The organism is Arthrobacter sp. Soil761, assembly GCF_001428325.1.
In the GTDB taxonomy this organism is placed as follows: Bacteria; Actinomycetota; Actinomycetes; order Actinomycetales; family Micrococcaceae; genus Arthrobacter.
Window position 1 is genome coordinate 73,771 of the sequence record NZ_LMSF01000001.1, and the last position, 15,922, is coordinate 89,692.

The 15,922-nt window shown below is 66.2% G+C and carries 24 protein-coding genes; 2 read left to right on the forward strand and 22 right to left on the reverse strand.

Annotated features, from left to right (window positions below):
* Nucleotides 1-124: 124 nt before the first annotated feature.
* Genes ASG79_RS00320 through ASG79_RS00330 form a run of 3 tightly spaced genes read right to left on the reverse strand, consistent with a single transcriptional unit; the run spans nucleotide 125 to nucleotide 2,438 of the window.
* Nucleotides 125-763: a hypothetical protein gene (locus ASG79_RS00320; protein ID WP_056387484.1), complete on the reverse strand. Its 639-nt coding sequence runs from the start codon at nucleotides 761-763 to the stop codon at nucleotides 125-127.
* Nucleotides 760-1,881: a hypothetical protein gene (locus ASG79_RS00325; protein WP_056387487.1), complete on the reverse strand. Its 1,122-nt coding sequence runs from the start codon at nucleotides 1,879-1,881 to the stop codon at nucleotides 760-762. The genes ASG79_RS00320 and ASG79_RS00325 overlap by 4 nt, the downstream gene beginning before the upstream one ends.
* Nucleotides 1,881-2,438 carry a hypothetical protein gene (locus ASG79_RS00330; protein WP_056387490.1) on the reverse strand — a complete coding sequence of 186 codons (558 nt, stop codon included), beginning with the start codon at nucleotides 2,436-2,438 and terminating at the stop codon, nucleotides 1,881-1,883. The genes ASG79_RS00325 and ASG79_RS00330 overlap by 1 nt, the downstream gene beginning before the upstream one ends.
* A gap of 125 nt (nucleotides 2,439-2,563) precedes the next feature.
* On the opposite strand from ASG79_RS00330, the gene ASG79_RS00335 reads away from it, so the two are divergent.
* Complete coding sequence (locus ASG79_RS00335; RefSeq protein ID WP_160147647.1) at nucleotides 2,564-3,253, forward strand: SDR family NAD(P)-dependent oxidoreductase; 690 nt, start codon at nucleotides 2,564-2,566, stop codon at nucleotides 3,251-3,253.
* 2 nt (nucleotides 3,254-3,255) lie between these two features.
* Nucleotides 3,256-4,341: a hypothetical protein gene (locus ASG79_RS00340; protein ID WP_056387497.1), complete on the forward strand. Its 1,086-nt coding sequence runs from the start codon at nucleotides 3,256-3,258 to the stop codon at nucleotides 4,339-4,341.
* Here the strand turns inward: ASG79_RS00340 and ASG79_RS00345 are convergent.
* From ASG79_RS00345 to ASG79_RS00430, 19 genes are all read right to left on the reverse strand, one after another.
* Nucleotides 4,338-5,027, reverse strand: coding sequence for a class I SAM-dependent methyltransferase (locus ASG79_RS00345; protein WP_056387501.1), 690 nt, complete (start codon nucleotides 5,025-5,027; stop codon nucleotides 4,338-4,340). The genes ASG79_RS00340 and ASG79_RS00345 overlap by 4 nt on opposite strands.
* Nucleotides 5,028-5,187: 160 nt before the next feature.
* Complete coding sequence (locus ASG79_RS00350; RefSeq protein WP_056387504.1) at nucleotides 5,188-5,535, reverse strand: hypothetical protein; 348 nt, start codon at nucleotides 5,533-5,535, stop codon at nucleotides 5,188-5,190.
* A 28-nt stretch (nucleotides 5,536-5,563) separates the two neighbouring features.
* Entirely contained in the window at nucleotides 5,564-5,926 is a 363-nt protein-coding gene (locus ASG79_RS00355) for a hypothetical protein (protein ID WP_056387508.1), read from the reverse strand.
* A gap of 108 nt (nucleotides 5,927-6,034) precedes the next feature.
* Nucleotides 6,035-7,336 carry a replication-associated recombination protein A gene (locus tag ASG79_RS00360; protein ID WP_056387510.1) on the reverse strand — a complete coding sequence of 434 codons (1,302 nt, stop codon included), beginning with the start codon at nucleotides 7,334-7,336 and terminating at the stop codon, nucleotides 6,035-6,037.
* Between the two features lie 3 nt (nucleotides 7,337-7,339).
* Nucleotides 7,340-7,792, reverse strand: a complete 453-nt coding sequence (locus ASG79_RS00365) for a hypothetical protein (protein WP_056387513.1) — start codon at nucleotides 7,790-7,792, stop codon at nucleotides 7,340-7,342.
* Between the two features lie 29 nt (nucleotides 7,793-7,821).
* Nucleotides 7,822-8,136 (reverse strand): hypothetical protein, encoded by a 315-nt coding sequence (locus ASG79_RS00370; protein ID WP_056387516.1) that lies wholly within the window; start codon nucleotides 8,134-8,136, stop codon nucleotides 7,822-7,824.
* A 29-nt stretch (nucleotides 8,137-8,165) separates the two neighbouring features.
* Nucleotides 8,166-8,576 carry a WhiB family transcriptional regulator gene (locus ASG79_RS24360; protein ID WP_142133561.1) on the reverse strand — a complete coding sequence of 137 codons (411 nt, stop codon included), beginning with the start codon at nucleotides 8,574-8,576 and terminating at the stop codon, nucleotides 8,166-8,168.
* A 202-nt stretch (nucleotides 8,577-8,778) separates the two neighbouring features.
* The gene (locus ASG79_RS23355; protein WP_056387519.1) at nucleotides 8,779-9,123 is read right to left on the reverse strand and encodes a hypothetical protein; all 345 of its coding nucleotides are present in this window, start codon (nucleotides 9,121-9,123) and stop codon (nucleotides 8,779-8,781) included.
* A complete protein-coding gene (locus ASG79_RS00385; protein WP_056387522.1) occupies nucleotides 9,120-9,605 on the reverse strand; it encodes a hypothetical protein in 486 nt (161 codons plus the stop codon). Before ASG79_RS00385 ends, ASG79_RS23355 begins: the two co-directional genes overlap by 4 nt.
* Nucleotides 9,605-9,946 (reverse strand): glutaredoxin family protein, encoded by a 342-nt coding sequence (locus tag ASG79_RS00390; protein ID WP_056387525.1) that lies wholly within the window; start codon nucleotides 9,944-9,946, stop codon nucleotides 9,605-9,607. The genes ASG79_RS00385 and ASG79_RS00390 overlap by 1 nt, the downstream gene beginning before the upstream one ends.
* A gap of 58 nt (nucleotides 9,947-10,004) precedes the next feature.
* Nucleotides 10,005-10,304 carry a hypothetical protein gene (locus tag ASG79_RS00395; RefSeq protein WP_156400142.1) on the reverse strand — a complete coding sequence of 100 codons (300 nt, stop codon included), beginning with the start codon at nucleotides 10,302-10,304 and terminating at the stop codon, nucleotides 10,005-10,007.
* 376 nt (nucleotides 10,305-10,680) lie between these two features.
* Entirely contained in the window at nucleotides 10,681-10,950 is a 270-nt protein-coding gene (locus ASG79_RS00400) for a hypothetical protein (RefSeq protein ID WP_056387532.1), read from the reverse strand.
* The gene (locus ASG79_RS00405; protein WP_056387535.1) at nucleotides 10,947-11,147 is read right to left on the reverse strand and encodes a hypothetical protein; all 201 of its coding nucleotides are present in this window, start codon (nucleotides 11,145-11,147) and stop codon (nucleotides 10,947-10,949) included. The genes ASG79_RS00400 and ASG79_RS00405 overlap by 4 nt, the downstream gene beginning before the upstream one ends.
* Nucleotides 11,144-11,461, reverse strand: a complete 318-nt coding sequence (locus ASG79_RS00410) for a hypothetical protein (protein WP_056387538.1) — start codon at nucleotides 11,459-11,461, stop codon at nucleotides 11,144-11,146. The genes ASG79_RS00405 and ASG79_RS00410 overlap by 4 nt, the downstream gene beginning before the upstream one ends.
* Nucleotides 11,462-11,565: 104 nt before the next feature.
* Nucleotides 11,566-12,084 (reverse strand): hypothetical protein, encoded by a 519-nt coding sequence (locus tag ASG79_RS00415; RefSeq protein WP_056387540.1) that lies wholly within the window; start codon nucleotides 12,082-12,084, stop codon nucleotides 11,566-11,568.
* An 89-nt stretch (nucleotides 12,085-12,173) separates the two neighbouring features.
* Entirely contained in the window at nucleotides 12,174-12,473 is a 300-nt protein-coding gene (locus ASG79_RS00420) for a hypothetical protein (RefSeq protein ID WP_056387543.1), read from the reverse strand.
* Nucleotides 12,470-12,643: a hypothetical protein gene (locus ASG79_RS23360; protein ID WP_156400143.1), complete on the reverse strand. Its 174-nt coding sequence runs from the start codon at nucleotides 12,641-12,643 to the stop codon at nucleotides 12,470-12,472. Before ASG79_RS23360 ends, ASG79_RS00420 begins: the two co-directional genes overlap by 4 nt.
* Nucleotides 12,644-12,845: 202 nt before the next feature.
* Nucleotides 12,846-13,922 carry a hypothetical protein gene (locus tag ASG79_RS23770; RefSeq protein WP_186447726.1) on the reverse strand — a complete coding sequence of 359 codons (1,077 nt, stop codon included), beginning with the start codon at nucleotides 13,920-13,922 and terminating at the stop codon, nucleotides 12,846-12,848.
* 98 nt (nucleotides 13,923-14,020) lie between these two features.
* A complete protein-coding gene (locus tag ASG79_RS00430; protein ID WP_056387546.1) occupies nucleotides 14,021-15,889 on the reverse strand; it encodes a DEAD/DEAH box helicase in 1,869 nt (622 codons plus the stop codon).
* Between the last annotated feature and the right edge of the window lie 33 nt (nucleotides 15,890-15,922).

Here is a 15,922-nt window from a genome sequence, read left to right on the forward strand (position 1 = left end):
CGTGATTTCAGACATGAAGTCATCGAGGCGAACGGTGCACGCGACGACACCTTCATACTAGTGGAAGATCTTCCAATGCGGTGGCATCGGCACATTTCCCGCTGCGCCGGAGCGGCGGGCAGTCCTAGCCGGCGGTGGGCATGTACGCACTGGCTCCGAGCATCACGGCGGCCGCCAGGCCGGATCCGAGTGCGAGCTCGAGGCGTGTGTGGTGCTTTAGCTTCAGCCGGGCGAAGGCGACCACGGGCAGCAGGGTTGGGAGGGCAAGCAGCCACCAGGGCGAGAGCCGCATCGCCGCGAGGACGACGAGGGAGGTGAAGCAGAACGCGTGCATGGAGACTTTTGGTCCCAGGAGGGTCACTCCCCCGGCAAGGACGAGCCCGGCGACCATCGTCGGCAGGATCCACAGCAGCGGGCGCGGTGCGTCCAGCAGCACCGCCGTTGCCATGCCTCCAAGCACAGACGCCACGCAAACCAGGAAGACCCACCAGCGCTGATCGCGCCGGGTGACGTGTCGATCGGTGAGCTGCTCGCGCCGCACGGCGACATGGATGGTTGCTGTCGGGATCACTGCGCAGAAAGAGCCGATCAGGATGCCCCATCCGAGACCAACCCATGTATGCGGGTGGCCTGTGACGCCGCAGAGGACGCAGATGAGGAACACGGACACAGCGGGCGCGAACACGTCACTGAGGATCCGGGCGGCCCGGGTCGCAGGATCGCCGGCCGCGGGGATGCGGATATTCGTCCCGTTCCCGGTCATCGCCCGTCCGCCCCATTCATGGCACTCATCGCAACACGGATTTCGTAGAGGCTCTGCACAGAGGCGGCCAGGGTTTCGTCGTCTTTCAGCTTGAGCGTGCGGAGCCGGCTCAGGGCGAGTGTGAACCACCCGAGGCTGGGAACGGCGTTCTCGCCGCTGAGATGGCGCACCAGCCCCGCCGACAGGTGCGGATCCTCGGGGTGCTGCCTGTGCAGGGGTTCCAGTGCGGGGTCGTGGTCCTCGCGGATGAGTCTGAGCGCGTCGTGGGTTTCGATGGTGAGCCTTGAGAGCGTCATCAGCTGATCGAACCCCTGCCTGTCTTCGGGCGGAAGCTTTACGTCGGGGTGAAGAGTGGTGGTCGTTCGCCACAGAGGTACGACGACCTCGTGCGCGAGGCGGAGCGCGAGCCTCACCTGCGTTTCTATGCTGATGCGGCGGATGACCCCTGTTGCGAGTCCCAGGAAGAAGAAGCTGACAACGGTGACGAGGAGTTGTGTCCTCAGTTCAGTTCCGCCGACGACCGGACTGCCAAAGAGGTCCAGGAGTGATGAGCCGATGAACAGGGCAGATCCGATGGCCCCCGTAAAGACGAATGCAACCGGAAGGCGGGCGGAGAAGGGTTGGTTCTTCTGCGTCATGGTCCGCCAACAGCCGACGGCAACTACGGCAGTTGCCGCGGCGAATGCAGAGAGGTACAGGAAGTTGTAGGAGATCAGTGCCCAGGCCTGGCCGCGGGCAAGGGCGGCGTCGATGTCGACCCGGTCGTAGATGGTGCCGTCGGCATGGACGGGGATGAACCACACCAGCACGGCCTCGCCCAGGGCGATGATCCCGGCGAAGAGGTAGATGAACCGGGTTGCACGTCGTGAAAGCGGAGTCGCGCGGAACGTGAGGATGAGCAGCGCCACGGATACCTGGGCGGTCAGGATGGCAAGGCGCTTGAGGAGGTCGACGGCAGGTCCGTCTAAGGGCGGCTCCACGCCACGGCAGACCGTGGCCACGAAGAGGGCGGCACAGGTGACCCTGAGAAGGTTAACCCGGCGTCGGCGTCCTTGATACAGGGCAGAGACGATGATGATCAGGCCCATGGTGATACCGACAATGATGATCTCAGTCATCAGATCTCACCGTCCTCGTTTGATCCGGACAGGAAGGCGAGGACCTCGCTGCGTTCTTCCGATGCCCGCCGCTTCCGGTGCAGAGCATCCATCAGCCGCATGCCGGTGGTCTCGGCGCGCTTCTCCACCGGATCGTCGAACATGCTGCGCAGATGGGTGCAGTCGGTGTCGGCCCGGACGTCGCCGTGCAGGATATGGGCGAACTCGTGGAGGATTGTCTGCTCAATGTTGAGGGGCGGGAGCTCAGGGTCGTAGAAGACGTGGGCCACTCGTCCGATCACAGTAGTGAGGCCGCTGACCTCATGATGGCGCATCTCATCCGGGATGGGCCGTATCACGATCTCGAGTCCGCAAGCTGAGGCGATGGCTTTCCCGAGTGCTTCGAGGCTCAACTCGTTCGGCCAGTCGAAGAGGTCGAGCTGAGCGGGCTTCGGGGTGCAGCTGGTGGGACCGATCTTGGCAGCGCCTTTGCGCATCAGTCGGGCGAACAGGGGGTGACGGGGCTGGCCGTTCCGAGGCGTATCGGCGGTCGCAGCGGATGGAATGAAGGCAGGCATCAGCGTTCCTCTAAATAGCGAGAAGAGCGGACACCGCCTGTCGTTTGTCAACGAAGGGGTACAAGTCCAGTAAAGTTCAGTGTCACAACTTTACAACCTGGGAGGGTAAGAAAAAAATGAGCGACATGGGGAGAACTGCCCTGGTGATCGGTGCAACCCGTGGGATCGGGGCGGCCACGGCTCGAGCCCTGCTCTCCGCCGGCTACCGGACGGCGGGTACGCATCGTACCGGGGGGACCGTGCCCGAGGGGGTGCTCCCCCTCGAGATGGATGTGCGTGACGGTAATTCGATCGCAGCTGGCGTCAAGGCGGCTGCCGCCGACCTGGGTGGTCTGGATGTGCTCGTCGTCGCAGCAGGGATCACCCGCGACAAGCTGCTCATGCGGATGAGCGAGGAGGACCTGAGCGAGGTCATGCAGGTCAATGCGATCGGGCCGATGCTGGCCTGCAAGGCGGCCCTGGGGCCGATGCTGCGGCAGCGCGGCGGATCGATCGTGCTGGTTTCATCCATGTCCGTGAAGTACGGCGTTGTCGGCCAGTGCAATTACACTGCCTCCAAGGGGGCATTGGAAGCGTTTGCACGATCGATGGCCAGGGAGTACGCAGCCCGGAACATCCGGGTGAACGTTGTTGCTCCCGGCGCAACTGATACGGACATGATGGCTGATGTTGCTGAGGAGGCACGGATGGCAATGCTGGAAGGAATCCCGCTGGGTCGGTTCGGGACGGCAGATGAAGTCGCTTCGGCGATCATTCACACCGCGGAGAATACCTACATGTCGGGGGCCACTGTGCAGGTCTCAGGCGGTATTTGATCATGCAGGTCCAGCTGGATGTAGGTTCCTGGGGCCTTTTCTGCGGAAGCGACGGCAAGCAGCTGGTTCTGGTGGACGATAAGCCCTGTGGTCCGGTCTCCGCTCGGAAGCCCACGCGTGCAATTCCCAGGCGTCTTCTACTTGATGAGAACCGCATCGCCCAGGTGATGCGCAGTGGCAATGTAATTTCCGAGACAGTCCCCCATGCGGACGAGCAGTGGGCAGTTGAGGTACGGCCCGTCTTCTCTCCACGTACCTCCACGGTGATCGGTGTCCTCGCCGGCGTGGCCAAAGCGGCTGATCCGCTTCCGGAACTACCGCTGGTCGGTGGCTGGGAATGGGAGATCGAGCGTGACGCCGACGGTCAACCAACACTGCGCCGGCGCACGTACTGGGACCGGAACCTGTTTCGTATCTATGACGTCGACACAAGCGTCGCCCAGCAGCGCAGTGGCTATTGGGAAGCCGGGGAATGGGCGAGCGAGCTCATCGACCAGTCCGACCGGATGCGCGTGAACAGCCTCATCCGCGACGGCATCCAGGACGGGCTGATGGGCGTAACGGGCAAGGTCCGGTGCCTGACCTACAACATCGTCACAGGTTACGGCACGGCTTCACAGGACCGTCGGCACATGCGCCTGGTCGGCGTGATTCCGCCGATCGAGCCCGATCACGACAAGATCTATCTGCAGGGCTTCAGTTACGAGGCCCCGGAGACTTTTCACGATATGGCCTTCGAGCAAGACGCCAATGCGGGGCGCGTGGACGACGTGCTTCGCGGAGTCATGGCCCTGGCCAAGGAACCGATGGCCGTCGTCGACTCTGCAACGCTGGATGTTCTTATGACGTCGCCATCGTGGCGTCGGGAAGACTTCGGGTATGTCGGCGGCCTTGGTGAATTTGCCATTGACGCTTCAGGTGAGTTGCACAGGTTCATCGCGGCTGCGGCGAGGGATACCGCTCGTTCTCAATCGATGGGTCTGGCGCTTCGCCGGGTCGACGGTTCCGTGCAGAATGTGCGCATCACCGCCACCGGAGTCAGGTCTGGGGCTGAAGGGCGGGATGCAGTCATCAGGCTCGACTTTTAGTCGAGTCCACCTGCCCCGCCGTTTCGCAACGGGTTTCGTGCACTGAACACCGCCACGGTACCGATGACGTCGACCTTCACTTGGTCGAAGCTTCGCCGCAGTGCAGCCTCAAGTCCTGCGGCGTCGTCTTCGCGGTTGTGAAAGATGCCCAGGCGGTTGTACAGGGCCATGAAGCCGCGGCCGATGAGGTTGTGGCTCACGCCACTGCCCAGGATGGTACTGCCGAACAGCACACCGTCAGCAGCGAGCCGCTCCCCTAGGTGTTTGAAAGCTACGCCCTTGTCCGCCCAGGAGCCGGGAACGCAGTGGAAGACGTAGTTCGCCGCGATGGAATCGAATTGGCCGAGAGCCTCGGGGATCGGTTCGAGGACGTTCGCGGTCACACCTCTGGTGCTTACGTGGGTGTGGGCGAGTCTGGACGCTGCGTGCTCCACGCTGTTTTCGTTGAGGTCCATGAGTGTGATCTCAGCAGATTCGGGGAGGTCGGCATTGGCGAGGTACCAACCAGTGCCGGGACCGACATCGAGATGGCGGGTGCCGATGCAACGGTTGTACTGGTCTAGCATGAGCTGGCTGGGGCATCGCCAGGCCAGCGAATTGGAGAACTTCACGACGAGCAGGTCGTAGAAGCCCAGCACCGGCTTGCTGTAGATACCTGCGCCGCGGCGCACTTCCTGGTCGTTCATGTGATCGGAGCCTATCGGTCGAGGTCGGCGAAGTGAGGGTGAGCAGGGTGGTTTCACGAAGGAGCAAGGACGGCTGTGCTGGGGTCCGTGTCCACTGGGTAGCTCTGAGATTGCATCCTAGTGGAAGTAGTTCCACTGGTGAAGTCGAGCCGGTGCGGCGTCAGCCGAAGACCAGCTCGCCGTAGCAAGCGGTCTGAAGGATGATGTCAAGGTCTTGGACGCAGCCGAATCCGAGCTGTTCGGACTCGATGGCGGCAGAGCAGCAGAGGTGGTACCCCTTCTGCTTGGCCTTTCGAAAGGCTTCCTTGATTTGGGCGGCCGACAGCTCGTAGTCCTTGGTCTTGGACTCGTCATCAGACTCTGGATCGTCAAGTGTGATGCTCACGTGCAAGCCGTCCTCTGTCAGCTTGCTCCCGTGGTACCAGGGAAGCGCGCCACCGAAGTAGAACTCTTCGACGTCCTGCAGGACTGAAGTTGCTGATTGGGTGAAGATACCGGTGTTGGTCATGTTTCCATTCCTTCGCGATTCCGTGCGATCAGGGCAAAATGACTTCGCGGGAGGCGAGGTCGGAGAGAACGGCCGGATCCGGGACCCGTGCATCGACGCTGTCCTCCTCACAGAGGGCATCGATCAAAGGGTGGCCTTCCAGCGCGCTGCGGGCTTCTGTGGGAGATGCGAAGACGACAGCTGTGCGGGGATGGAACTCCCGGTCGATGAGCACGTAGCCTAGTTCGCCGGGCTCGCGGCGCTGCATGCGCAGCAGGTCGAGATGCAACCGTGCCTGCGCTTCGACGGCGGCGACGTCGATACCAAGATCTGCTGAGAGTCGGTCGTCCACAGTCCTGGGCTTGTCGGACTCCGGGGTCTGCCTCGCGCGTTCAGTGTTGTCGTTGATCATGCTCATCCCCTCTCGTAGGTCTTGTGGAAGCCGACGACTTTGCTGGTGATTTTCCATGCAGCGACGATCCAGGATGATGCGGCCACGGTTCTACCTCTGGTCCGCGATCTAGTCGAGGGGGTTCCTGTCCTCCACGGTCATCTGATCGATCGCAGCCAACCGTCTGGCGATGGTTTGTTCGAAGCCATTGCCGGTAGGACGGTAATACTGTGTGCCGCGGACGGCATCGGGTAGGTATTGCTGCAAGACAACTCCGTGTTCGAAGTCGTGAGGGTAGAAGTAGCCTTCTCCGTGCCCGAGGCCCTTCGCGCCCGGGTAGTGCGCGTCGCGCAGGTGCACTGGCACGCTCCCGGTCCGGCCGCGCCGGACGTCTTCCAGCGCTTGGTCGATGCCGCGGATGACGGCCGGCGACTTGGGGGCCGTGGCGATTGCGACCGTTGCCTGAGCGAGGTTGAGCCGCGCCTCGGGCATACCGATCAGCTGGACGGCCTGGGCGGCGGCCACTGCGATGCCCAGCACCGAGGGGTCGGCCATGCCGACGTCCTCGGAGGCGTGCACCACCAAGCGCCGTGCGATGAACCTCGGGTCCTCCCCCGCCTCGATCATCCGGGCCAGCCAGTGCAGGGCCGCATCCGGGTCGCTGCCTCTCATGCTCTTGATGAATGCGCTGACGACGTCGTAGTGCTGGTCGCCGTCGCGGTCGTAACGCTGCAGCGCAGCGCCGGTGACCTGCTCCAGCACCTCGCGGTCGACGACGCTCTTGCCTGCGGCCTGCGCAGTTGCGACAGCGGTCTCCAGCCGGTTCAGCGCCTGGCGGACGTCGCCGCTGGACAGCCCTGCAATGATCTGCAGCGCGGGGTCGGCGAACCCGATCCCGGTGGCTGAGAGGACCGGGTCCTCCTCTAGGGCACGCGAGAGCAGGTTCACGACCTCGCCGTCCTCCACAGGGCGTAGGACCAGCAGGATTGAGCGCGAGACCAGTGCCGAGTTGACCGAGAAGCTCGGGTTCTCGGTGGTCGCGCCGATGAGCGAGATGACCCCGGCCTCCACGGCGGGCAGGAGGACGTCCTGCTGCGCCTTGGAGAAGCGGTGGATCTCGTCAATGAACACGAACGTCTGGAGGTCGTCGTCGAGGGCCTTCTGGGCTCCGGCGAGCGTTTTGCGGACATCGGCTACGCCGGCGCTGGTCGCAGAGAGCTCGACGAAGCGGCGGCTGGTCTGGCGGGCGATCACCGAGGCGATGGTGGTCTTGCCGACGCCGGGCGGACCCCAGAGCAGGACCGAGGTCGCACCCTCGCCCTGGGCGAGCAGCTCGAGCGGCGAGCCGGGAAAGACCAGGTGCTCCTGGCCCACGATCTGGTCGAGGGAGGTGGGCCGCATGCGGGCGGCCAGGGGTTGGATGGCACTCATGGTCTACTCCTTGTTTGGTTCGAGGCGGGCGATCTCGGCCTCGACCCGGGCTTCTTCGCTCTGTGCCGCGGCGGTGCGCGCCCTGGCCTCGGCGAGCCGGGCACGCGCCTCGCGCAGCGCCTGCGCGTCCGACATGGCCTCGACGGCGTGGATCGCTTTGAGCACCGGTGCGGCTGCGTACGAGGGCACCCGGACGCCGATCTGCAAGTAGAAGTCGTCACCGTCAGATGCGTGACCGACGCTGGGCGGCCGGCCGAACGCTGTCGTGCACTCCTCGTTCTTGCGCGTGTGGATCCGGCCGGCGAAGACCTGGGCGGCGGTCACGCTGCAGTCCGCGACGGCGGCGTGGATGGCCCGGAGCACCGGCTCGACGAGCTGGGTGTCGGTGCGCTGCTGTGGATTGACGGTCGGCAGGAGTCCGGGGTCGAGGTGGCTGTCTTCGATGCGGGGGTGCATGATTGCTCCTTTTGCGGCGGGGGTGGCCATCAGCTCTCGATGCGCGTGAACGGGCCGGAGTTGTGGACGAACAAGGCGATGATCGGCGCGTACCGGGCGTCGCGGTGTACGCCGCCGGCGTCGGTCCAGCCGCCTTGGGCGTCGAGCGTCCAGCGGTCGCCCGTTGTGTCGAGGTACTCTCCCGGCTCGGCCGGGAGCCGATGCTGTTTCACCATCCGGCGGAGCTTGCGGTCAATGGCGGCGCGTTTCCTGGCCGGCATGGGCGCGCCTGTAGTCCGTTCAGGGGGATAGGCGTCCCCGGGCAGCATGTTCTGCTGCCTGAAGCGGCGCGGGAACAGTGGCATGGCGGTCCTTTCAATTGACGGTGCTGCGCTCAGGCGGAGACGGCGTCCTCCCGCTCCTTGTGCCGGGCGAGCACCCGGTAGACGGTGCGGTCGGTGACCTCGGCCATGTCGGCGATGGTCCGGGGGTCGATCCCTCTGCCGGCCATCGCGACGATGAGGGTGTCGCGTTCCTGCTTTTGCGCCTGGGCGGCGCTACGGTGTGCCACCGGTGAAGTCTTGATAAGGCGGTCGCGTTCGGCGGTGCTGAGTCCGCCCCAGATGCCGAAGCGCTCGTCGGCGCTCAACGCGTAATCCAGGCACTGTGCGCGCACCCCGCACTGGGCACAGACCTTCTTGGCGTCGGTGGTGTTGCCGCCCTTCTCCGGGAAAAACGCGTCGGGGTCTGTTTCTGCGCACAGGGCATCCCTGCGCCACTTCTCGTCGGGGTCCTCGCCGCTCATGACGGTGCGGCCGGGAGGCGGGTGTTCTGCTGTGCGTGCACCGTGGCTCCTCCTAGAAGTTGTCGTGCGTGTGTCGGTACTTCGTTCTCGGGGTGTGCGGGCACAGAGCCCCGGAGGATCCCATTCCTCCGGGGCTCTGTGCGCGAGGCTTCCGTCCTGTACTCCGGGGCGGCTGCGCCGCGCGCTGCTCCCGCTGTTCCTTTTAGTCACTGAAAAGGTGCGCGAAGTGTTCGTCGCTGAGGTCAATCTCGACACGCTGGCCCCCACGAGAGATCGTGAAGACGCAGCCCTCGTCAGCACTGGGCTGCCATGGTCCGCGCTGGAAGACCTCCCGCCAGACCTTGCTGGCGGCCTCAGCGGGCGATGCAGCATCCTGGTCGATCGTCCATCCGACGAGGTACTCCTCGCTGCCGGTGCCCTCAAACGGGTCGAGCTGATCCCGGGGGAAGACCTGGTCGAGCGCACGCTCGAAGTCTTCCCGGGTGGTGTCGCCGCCGGACACAGCTCCGCGGATGAGGTCGGCAAGGCTGTCGATGTGCAGGCTCATGGGGTTGCTCCCTGGGTTTTGGTTCGGGTGGGGTCTGCTGCGACCAGCGCGGCGATGAGCTCGAGGTCGTCTCCGCTGTCGGGGTCGATGAGGGTCCCGGCGGATCCGATGTCGGCCAGCGGCTGCTCGTGCGTCTTGCCTGCCGTGTCCCGGTAGACGAGCGTCACGCCGGACAGGTCCACGGCCGTGGTGCTTACCGGGGAGGACCCGGAGGCCTCGAACGCCGGCCGGATCGCCTCGATGAGCGCGATGAGGTGCTGTACCTCTGATTTCCGTTCGAGCAGCGCCTTGCGCTGGAGTGCGCGCTGCTCGAACCGGGCCAGGTGCGCGTCGCAGCAGGTGTCGGTCTTGTCGGGCTCGTCCTTGGGATAGGACAGCAGGTAGTGGTCCGTCTCGACGGATTTGTCGACGAGCGTGTCGAGCAGGATGTCGGCCTGCCGGGCGGTGATGCTGAGGCCGAGGCGCTGCTGCGCCGCTGCCATCAGGACGCCGCCTTCCGGTCCTCCGGGACGATGCCCTTGGTGCACAGCCGGACGAGGGCGGTGAGCATGTCCTGGCGGTGCCCGCCCCAGTGGACAGTGCGGCCGGAGGCCAGCTTGACGACGATCACGGGTGCCTGGGCGTATCCGAGGTCTTCGGTGATGTGGCGGTGGTTTTCATCGCCCTGCTCGATGTCGATTTTGGTGTACTGCATCGCGGGCTGCTGCCGATCGAACAGGCTCTTGGCCTTGTCGCAGTTGGGGCACTCCGCCGGCCCGTAGATGGTGATTTTCGGCGCGGTGTGGGCGGTCCGGGGCAGGTCGCCGATCGTGGTGGGGGTCATGGGACTTGGTTTCCTTCTCTCCCCTGCTGGGGTCGTTGTGGTGTGGAGGCCCTGGCTCTCAGACGTCGGGCTCCAGGTCGAACAGCCCGGGCTGGGCCACACGCTCGCGCAGCTGCCGGGCGGGTTCCTCGCCGAGGCGCTCGACGGCCTTGTCCAGGTCGCGGTAGGCCTCGGACTCGCCGAGTCCACCCATGGCCTCGATCTGGAAGTACAGCTCGGCGAGCTCCCGCTCGCTCAGGCGGTGGCCGAGCACTTCGGGGGCAGCGAGGTCGGTGTACGAGGCGCTGTAGCCCAGCTCCCAGTCGGACTCGGTCTGCTGCTCGGCTGTAAAGGCCACGAGGATGCCGTGGTCGGGCACGAGCGCGCCGACGAGCAGGTCCGCCAGCTGGTCCGGTGTCGGGCTCCACGGCTGCGCCTGCTGGAGGACTGCGCGGACCTTGGTCCGCAGCACTGAGTCGGCGTACAGCCCGGGCTTCCCGCACGGGCACCCGCCGCGAGGGGGCCGCGATCGATGGGCACCCAGAGCCCGTGGTCGTGCTCGAGGTGTTGGTCGGCGTCGTGCCGGGCGATGGCTGCTGGTGTCGACATGACCGTGCTGTGCTGCCAGCTGCACCCGATGCACGCCATGCCGTCTGCGCGCTGCTGGCCGTAGACGTAGACCTCGTGCTTGCCGGGGTGCTTGGCGCGCTTGCCGTCCGGCGTCGCGTCGACCCACCAGTCGGGCAGGGGCGCGTTCACGGCTTCACGTCCTTGGCTGTGCTGTGCATCTCGGCGAGATGGGCGATGGTGCGCCGGCGGAGCCCGTCGTAAAGCGCCCAGAAGGCGTCGTCGCGCGCGGCGAGCTCGTGTATCCAGCTGTTGATCTGTCCGTCCGGGAGCGCTGCGATCTCCGCCGCCTGCTCCGGATCGAGGCCGTGGGCCTCCGGGGCCTCCCGCAGCTCGGCGCGCAGTGACTCTGCGTCGAGCGCGATTCCGGTTGCGGGCCCTCGGTTGTTGTCGGTCATGGGTGGTCTCCTCGGTGTCGCTGCTGGTCGCGGATCGCCTGTCGCTCCCGCTCGCGGCGGGTGCCCTTGCGGGGCTTGGGGGTGTGCCGCTGCGTCGCACTGGACTTGCGGAGTTCCCGCATCCAGTGCGCCTGTTCGGGATTCGCCGACGGCCGGAAGCCCTCGGTGGAGTAGTGCTGCCTGCGCTTTCGGCTCATGGGTTCTTCTCCTCCGCCACGCGGGCGATGTGGCGGGCGCAGCCAGCCGCCCACGTGCGGGCATCGGCGGTCTGCGCGGCGGCCACCGCCTTCGCGGCGCGGTCGGCATCGATGGGCAGCCGATGCCGGATGAGCAGCGCCAGGGTGACGTCGAGCATCACGGTGCGCTCGTGGTCGCTCAGCTCCGTCTGCTCGGAGTGCTCGTGCACCCCACGGCGTTCGTGCAGGGCACGGTCCGCCCGCGAATCGAGCAGGGTCTGCTCGATCTCAGGGACGAGCTCTTCTGCGGTGGTCGTGGTGGTCTGGGGCGTCATGCGGTTCTTTCCGCCGGGCCGCTTGGCCCGGGATCGAGGAGCCCCGTCGCGACGCCGTCCCACAGGGACCCGGCCGCGGCGAGGCTGCGGTCGTGTGGTCTGGGTCAGTCCTTCGAGCCGTCGCGGAACTGGAGGTACTCCCGCAGGGTCGGCGCGTCCGCGCCGGGAAGCGAGATCCGGTCGAGGGCTCCGTACAGGTCCTCGTCTCCGATCAGCTCGCCCTCGTGGGCGACGACGGCTTGCGCCAGGCGGACCAGCAGGACCTTCATCTCCTCGGCGCGCTCCTCGTCGGCGGTCCGCAGGCGCTTGATGTCGATGAGGCGCTTCTCGCAGAGGCTCTTGAGGTAGAGCGCGCCCTTGCGCCACTCGAGGAACTCGATCAGCTGTGTGCTGTGATCCAGCGGGGACAGCCGCCAGATCTCGGCGTCGTCCTGGCGGAATGAGAGCTGCTGGTCGATGCTTGAGGCGGTGGTCTTCAGCCAGTGCTCGGTTTGGTTGAGGCCGGCCGGCGTGGTGGTGACCTCGGCCCAGACTGCGTCATCGCGCAGGCAGCTGCGCATCACGGCGTCGAGCGGGTCCTGCAGGCGTGGAGGTGCGGGGCGGGCGGTGGTCGTCATGGTCATGGCGGATGTCCTCGTCGGTCGTGTCGTTGATGGTCTGCGGAGCGTCGGCCCCGACAGCGCGCCCGTGGCGCTGGTTGTGGAATTAGGTCTCAGTTCCTGGTGCCGAAGCGCAGGTCGGGCCAGATGGGCTCGACCGAGACGCCCAGCAGCTGGATACGGGGGTCGCGGTCCTTGGCGCGTTTCCAGGCGCGGCGAACGGCTGCGGCCTTGTTCCGGGCCTTCTTCTGGTCGTCGAACGGCCCAATCAGGCGCGAGTAGGTCTGGGGGCTGGCGGACTTCAGGCTCTTGGCCTGCATCATCACCACGACGCCGTAGCCGTTGGCCTCCTCGGCCACCAGGTCCTCCCAGGAATCGTAGGTGCGTTCGGTCTGCGTGCTGTACGCCTTCATGGCGAGACCTCCTGGTCGTCGTGACGGATGTCGATGGGCCGCTCCCAGAGCGGCATCCCGTCCTCGCCGGTCTCGGCCGAGAACTCGAGGCGGACCTCCGGCTGGTCTATGTGTGCGCCGAAGTCCGACCAGCCCGCAGGCGGGAGCCGGTAGATGGGCTGCTCAGCCATGGGACTCGCTCCTTCTCGTTGTGGTGTCGTGGCAATGAGGGGGGACCGGGCCGGGACCCGACCCCCGGCATCACTGCCCCGGCACCCGGGTCGGCCCTGCCGACCCCGACGCTGTGCCCTCCGGTGACCAGCACCCGCAGGGTGCCGGTCACCGGTCGGTCATGAACCAGCTGCGATGCGTCCCGTCCCGGTCATCCTGGTCTCAGCCATAGGGCTGTTCTCCTGCGTTTCCGGGTTGGGTCTGCCGACGTTCGGCGGCCCAGGGGAGGCGGGAGTCCTGGTCAGCGGAGCACCAGAGCCCGCCAAGCGAGGCGCTGCGGTGGGTGTGGGGCAGGTGGTCCTCCCGGTCTCCGCACAGCCCGACGGGCAGACCGGCCGGGTCTCCAGTCAGCTCGGCGAAGCGCAGGCGGTACTCGAGCTCGGCAGCATCCGGGCTCCAGGCCTGGATCTCGATCCCGAAGGGCTGACCTGGAACCTCCCAGTCCCCCGCCGGCTCGCCCAGCAGCGCCGCGCGCTCGTCGAGCAGGATCCGCGAGTCGGCGTGCTTCACCTCGGCGGGCATGGCGGGGTCGATGCTGAACTTCTGGGCGATGGCGACCATGACGCCGTCCTCGACGGCCCGGTACTCCGGCATGTGAAGCTTCAGCGGGCGGACCATGTCGCCCACGTATGCCTCTGTCGCGTCGTGCAGCAACGCCCAGAGCGCATGCTCCGGGGCGACGAGTCGCGAGAGGAGTACGCAGTGCTCGGCGACGGACATGAACCGGCGGACGTGGCCGTTGTAGCGGCACTGCATGGACAGCGCGTGTGCGATGTCGGCGATGTCCACGTCCTCGGGCCGCGGGTCCAGCGGGTAGAACCGGCGACCCGTGTAGGTCTGCATCCAGTTGCCGCGCGGAACTACGGTCGTGGCGGGCCGGGCTCCGGCTGTGGCCATCCCTGCTCCGTGATGGCGAGTGACGCTCCTTGTCCCCCGGGCGGGGTCGAAGCTGGCCGGCAGCTCGCGGTCGAAGAGCTCCTCGAGCAGCGCGACGTCGGGGTCGACGGGTTCGTGCTCTGCGCTCTGGAGCCAGAGCACGCCGTAGCGTTCCCCGGTCTCGCGCAGCACGACGTCGTGCAGGCCGTCGTCGGTGTTGTCGATCGTGTAGTCCGTGTTCGGCCCGAGGGCCGGTGCGCGCAGCGGCTTCGTTCCGGGCCGCGCCTGCATGGCTTCCCTGGCCTCGGCGGTGAAGCGCACGCGCGCTCCGTCGGGCCAGGCCTGGTGCTTCGGGTCATTCATGGATCAGTCCTCCTCGGGCCGGGTGGCACTGGGGTCGGGGTGGTGCGCCGCGGAGCGCCGGCGTGTGGCTGGCGCTCCGCGGCGTCGGAATGGGTTGGTCAGACCCGTTCGGAGACCCACAGGTCGTTGAGGTCGTCCTGGATCTCCTCCTCGAGGGCGACGAGGATCGCCTCCTCGCCGGACACAGCCGAGATGAGGTCGTCCTGGACCTGCTGCTTCTCTGCCAGGACTCCGGGCATCCGCTCGTCCTGAGTGCCCTTGGTGATAATCCGGTGGATCACCACGGGCTTGGTCTGCCCCGTGCGGTAGAGACGGCCGTTGGTCTGCAGGTAGTGCTCGAGCGAGAACGGCAGCGTGTACCAGATCATCGTCGAGCCGCCGTCCTGCAGGTTCAGGCCGTGGCCGGCCGCCGCGGGGTGCAGCAGCATCACCTGGATCTGCTTGGCGTTCCACCGGCGGACCATCTCCCGCGAGCCGTCAAAGACCTGCGCGTCGATGCCCGCCTTCTTGAAGCGCGCCATCAGCTGCTCCAGGTCAGAGCGGAAGTGGTACGCGACCAGCACGGGGTCTCCCCCGCTGTTGCGCACCAGGTACTCGGCCATTTCGAGCTTCTTGTCGTGGATAACCTCGTACTGGCCCTTGGTCGCCGGGTCCTCCGGGTCGGCCGTGTAGAGCGTCCCCGAGGCGAACTGCATCAGTTTGCTGGTGAGGACCGCCTGGTTCTCGGCGACGATCGACTCAACGCTCTGGGTGAGCTTTCCGTCCTCGTCCTGGTAGGTCTTCACGACGTCGAGCACGAGGTCGCGCCTGAACTCCTTGTAGGCCTGCATGAGGTCCGGCGGGAGGGTGACGTTGGCGTCCTGGATCGTCAGGCCCGGCAGGTTGAGGTTGGTGTTCTGCGCGCTCATCACCAGGTGCCTGATGGCCTCATGGATCTCGGCCTCGGCGTTCGGGGTCGGGATCCACTTCGCCGGGGTGGTGGTGCCAGGCACCATCTTCGGGATGAACCACCGGTTGCGGAACTCCGTGATGGTCCGGCCCAGGGCCTCGCCCTGGTCGAGCAGGTAGATCTGGCTCCACAAGTCGTGCAGCCCGTTCGGGCTCGGCGTGCCGGTCAGCTCGATGAGCCGCGTGATGGCCGGGCGGACCGCCTTCAAGGCCTTGAACCGGGCGCTGCTGTGGGACTTGAAGCCCTGCGACTCGTCGATGATCACCGTCTGAAACGGCCAGATGAGGGTGTCCTGTCCGTTGATGGACTGGATCGGCATCTGGTCGACCAGGCCGTAGCGGCACTGCGCGCAGCCGTCGCCGCCGCAGCTGCGACAGTCGTGGCTCTCGCGCTCCAGCGCGCCGCGGGTGACGAGCTCGCTGATCGCCTCCTTGACCGCGGTCTTGGTGGGGGCTTTGGTTCCGGACTGCCCGGCAGCCAGCTGCAGGAAGTGTCCGATCAGCTGCTCCTGGGCCATTGGTCCGATCGTCTCGATGAGCCCGCGCAGCCGCACGGCCTCCGGTGAGATCCCGGCGGCGATGGCATCGCCGGTAGGGTCGCCGGTCAGCTGGAGCAGACGCGCACCCTGGGAGGGCTGGGTCAGCAACTCCTGGTTGACGAAGTACATCGTCGGCGGGTCGGAGAAGACTTCCCGAAAGCGTTCCAGTCGCTTCTCCTTGGGCAGCTTCCGGTCGTTCTCGTTGACGATGAGCGACTTGGTTCGGATCGGGAATCCCCATTTGTCGATCTCGTCGAGCCAGGTCGAGCGAGCGATCGCGATCGGTGCGACGACGAGGATGTGGCCCATCGGCCGGACTGTCTGCAGGACGCTGAGGGTCGAAAGCGTCTTCCCGGCTCCGACACCAAGCCAGGCTCCGGCGAAGGGGCGGCTGACGAGGAAGTCGTGGATCTGCTGCTGGTAGGGCTTGAGCACGATGGGCGCGGGTGACGGCTGCGGTGGTGCGATGGTCGTGGTCATGGTGTGCGGCCTCCTCTCGTGGGTTGTCGGCAG